Origin of the sequence: Microbacterium sp. 13-71-7, assembly GCF_002257455.1 — a bacterium.
Classification (GTDB): Bacteria; Actinomycetota; Actinomycetes; order Actinomycetales; family Microbacteriaceae; genus Microbacterium.
Genome location: NZ_NCKN01000333.1, coordinates 1 through 3,297 on the forward strand (window position 1 = coordinate 1; position 3,297 = coordinate 3,297).

General features: G+C 73.2%; 4 protein-coding genes. All 4 read right to left on the bottom strand.

Going from position 1 to position 3,297, the window contains the following annotated elements:
• Positions 1-518 (bottom strand): ATP-binding cassette domain-containing protein (locus B7X32_RS19740; protein ID WP_292723651.1); only part of this gene is annotated, 518 nt, incomplete at its 3' end.
• A gap of 52 nt (positions 519-570) precedes the next feature.
• On the bottom strand, positions 571-1,545 hold the full coding sequence (locus B7X32_RS19745) for a sortase (protein ID WP_292723654.1): 975 nt from the start codon (positions 1,543-1,545) through the stop codon (positions 571-573).
• Positions 1,542-2,306: a hypothetical protein gene (locus B7X32_RS19750; protein WP_292723657.1), complete on the bottom strand. Its 765-nt coding sequence runs from the start codon at positions 2,304-2,306 to the stop codon at positions 1,542-1,544. The genes B7X32_RS19745 and B7X32_RS19750 overlap by 4 nt, the downstream gene beginning before the upstream one ends.
• A partial coding sequence (locus tag B7X32_RS19755) for a hypothetical protein (RefSeq protein WP_292723659.1) occupies positions 2,303-3,297 on the bottom strand: 995 nt, incomplete at its 5' end. The genes B7X32_RS19750 and B7X32_RS19755, both read right to left, overlap by 4 nt.

The following is a 3,297-nucleotide window of genomic DNA, read 5'->3' on the forward strand; positions in this document are numbered from 1 at the left end:
AGCTTCCGGTCGCGGTCGTAGACATCGTCCCCGTCCAGCAGGACCTCGCCGGCGAGCGATGCGGAGGGCACGAGCTCGTGCATCCGGTTGAGGATCCGCAGGAACGTCGACTTGCCGCATCCCGACGGGCCGATGAGTGCGGTCACCTGACCCGCGGGCATGGTCAGCGACACGCGATCGAGCACCTTGTGCTGCCCGAACCACGCCGAGACGTCGCGCGCCACCAGCTCCGAGAGCGGTGCCGCAGGATTCGCGACGGGCTCCTCGTGGAACGTCACGATGCCGTCCGTCCGATCGGGACCGCCGGCCGGATCCGGAGCGACGAACGGCCGCGGGGCCGGGCCGGCCGGGATCACGGCGGTCACCGCCTCCGGCGGGGCTGCCGCCGGAGGCGCCCAGCGCTGCTCAGGAGCCGGCACCGCGCTGGTGACGTCGTCGGGGTGCGCCGCGCCGATGTGGGCGTCGATGGCGCTGCGCTGCGCGGCGAGTGCCGCGGCCTGGTCGGTGTAGGGGTTCATGTCTTCCTCGTGGTCGGGCGCCGGAGCGCGGTCGGTGAGCCGTGCTCCGGGTTCACAGCAGATTCGGGAGGGCGTTCATCACGGCGTCGGCCGTGGCGACGCCGAAGGCGATGAGAACAGGCACGCCGATCACCCAGGCCTGCCACCGGCCCCATGATCGCCAGAGCCACCACACGGCGATCCCTGCGACCGCGAAGAACACCAGCGCGAAGAAGGCGAGGAACCACCCCGGCGAGTCCTGCCCCATCCCCCGTTCGCCGATCGGCAGCGCCGGGTAGGCCATCACCCGTGACGGCGTCTGCCGTGCGGCCGACGTCAGCTGGGCATCGACGTGCAGCACGCCCGACGGGAACAGGGCGAGTCCGTCGGCGGTCTGCAGCTCGAGCCGCCCCTGAGTTCCGGACAGCGGCGCAGGCATCGGATCCCCGGCGCGGCGCAGACCGAAGACCGTGAACTCGTTCGTGCCCTGACCAGTCGTGACGCGGATCTCATCGCCCGGCTTGAGCCGGTTCAGCTGCGAGAACGGCCCGCCGTACGTGCTCTGCCTGCCGAGCACCACCGCGGTCCCTGACTGACCCGGCATCACGGAATCGCGGCGATGTCCCGGCCCGGCCCGGAGCACCTCCGCGCCGGTACCTTCGACGACGACCTCCTTCAGACCGATCGCGGGGATCTCCAGGTAGGCGACCGGCGTGCCGATCTCCGACATCCGGTCCGCGTCGACGAGCTGTCCGACCGGCGTCTCGGCCTTGGCCAGTGAGACGCGCAGCGCGTTGTACGAGAGCGTCTGCGCCCGATAGTGCTGCAGCGCCGAGAACACCGTCGCGTGCACGACGAGGGAGAGCAGCAGCACCGAGACGGTGAGGACCGCCGCGCCGGCCCACCAGCGACCGTCCTTCGGCGGGCGCGCCGGCCGCGTCGCGGGGAAGGAAAGGCGGTGCCCGAAGACGCGCCGGCGCCGGCGCGCCGGTGTCCGCGCCGTCGAATCGGTCGCGGGCGTCATGATCGTGCCCACGGAGCGCTTCATGCTGTCCTCGCCTCGGGAACGCGCAGAGCGCGCACCAGCCACCACGCGGCGCCCAGGAGCAGGAGGAGTCCGATCCCTCCCCCGGCCCACCAGGCCCAGGGCGGGACGCCCTGGATCCCGGGGGCGGCGGTCGCGGGGACCAGCTCCACCAGGAAGCGCGAGGCGGCGACCCGATGCGACTGCCAGCCGGTGAGCTGCACCGTGTGCTGGCCGGCATTCAGGTCCTTGGGAAGAGCGAACGCGTGCTGTACTTTGCCGTCGGCGTCGGCCGCGACGTTGGCGACGAGAGTGCCCTCGCCGAAGAGCACGATCTGCACCTGCTCTCCGGGGGTGAACCCCTCGCTGCTCACCGTGACGGTGTCGCCGGGGCGATAGGTGGCGCGATCGACCGCGGCGCGCTCCGCGGTGCCGGCCGCCGCCTTCGGGATCGACGGTTCCTTGGCCTCTGTCGCGGATGCGCCGCCGGCCGAACCGATCACCGACGTCCCGGTCCCGGTGGAGCCTCCGGAGCCGCCGGCCCCGCTTCCGCTACCGGTTCCAGAACCGGTCCCGGCCTTCCCCGGTGTCGCGGGCTGCGTCGGGGACGTCGGCGACGCAGTCGCCTCCGGCACGGTCACCGTCACGGCGACCGGTGCGCCATCGGGGGGCGTGCTGTCATCAGCCGAGGCGGGGAGCGAGAGTCCGAACGGGGCGGCGAGCCCCAGGACCAGCGCCAGCGCCAGGACGGGGACTCCGCGGCGGATGCGGGGACGGCGGATCATCGCGCGTTCTCCTTGTCGAAGACAGTCGCGGCGCGCTCGGCGCCGACGAGGTCGGGGGCGGCGGGATCCGGGGCGGATCCCGCCATGCGGGCCGTCTGATGGGCGCGCTCCTCGGCGCGGATCACGTCGGCGTAGTCGGCGAAGTCCTGGGCGAGCAGCTCCCGTCGCCGACGGCGGATCCGCAGCACGATCCATCCGCCGCCGAGCAGGAGCGCTACCAAGGCGAGAAGCGACCAGGGCACTGCCCAGGCCTCCGCGGACGCGCGCGTGGGGGCCGGGAGCGGATCCTCGGCGGCGACGCCGTCGGCCGGGGTCGGCGCGAGCACGACCTCGGCGAAGAGCAGGAGGAGCGGCGGGATGCCGGGCACGGAGGCCGTGACGTGGCCCGTGCCGCCCGGCATGAGGTTGCGCACCTCGGGAAGCACGACCGTCCCGAGCTCGATCCCGAACGGGCCCGTGAAGCGCAGCGAGGGCTGCACGGAGAGGCGGGTGTTGCCGGTGTTGGCGACGTCGACACCGACGAACCCACTGCCCGCGGCGAAGGGGTTCAGGTTCGCGTTGTATCCGGCGACGGCGCCCGAAGCCCCGACTCCCGCGTGGAGTGCGCCGTCGACGCGCAGGTAGATGCGGGTGCCGACCCGGTTCTCGCGACGCACGCTTGCCGCCCCGTCACCGGCGCCGGTGCTGAACGAGGCGACGATGCCCGCCGCGTGGTCGCCGGGCGAGGCGTCGTGCGGGACCGTGATCGTGATCGGGATGTCGGCGCGGGCTCCGGGCTCGAGTGCGAGCACGATGCCGAGTCCGGCCGCGCAGGAGGCGTCGGCCGGGTTCGCGCAGGCGGCGGGGCCATCGTGCACGGCGGTCCACGCGCCGAGGTCCGTCGAGGCGCGGTCCGCGCCGATCAGGGTGAACGCCGCGGTGTCGTAGTCGGTCTTCGCGTCGGCCGCATAGACGCGGAAGGTCGCGGGCTCCGCCGAGCGGTTGGTGACGG

What these genes read in the sequence shown, in the direction of transcription:
- B7X32_RS19745 (WP_292723654.1), bottom strand. Translation starts at nt 1,545, where the DNA reads ATGAAGCGCTCCGTGGGCACGATCATGACGCCCGCGACCGATTCGACG.
- B7X32_RS19750 (WP_292723657.1), bottom strand. Translation starts at nt 2,306, where the DNA reads ATGATCCGCCGTCCCCGCATCCGCCGCGGAGTCCCCGTCCTGGCGCTG.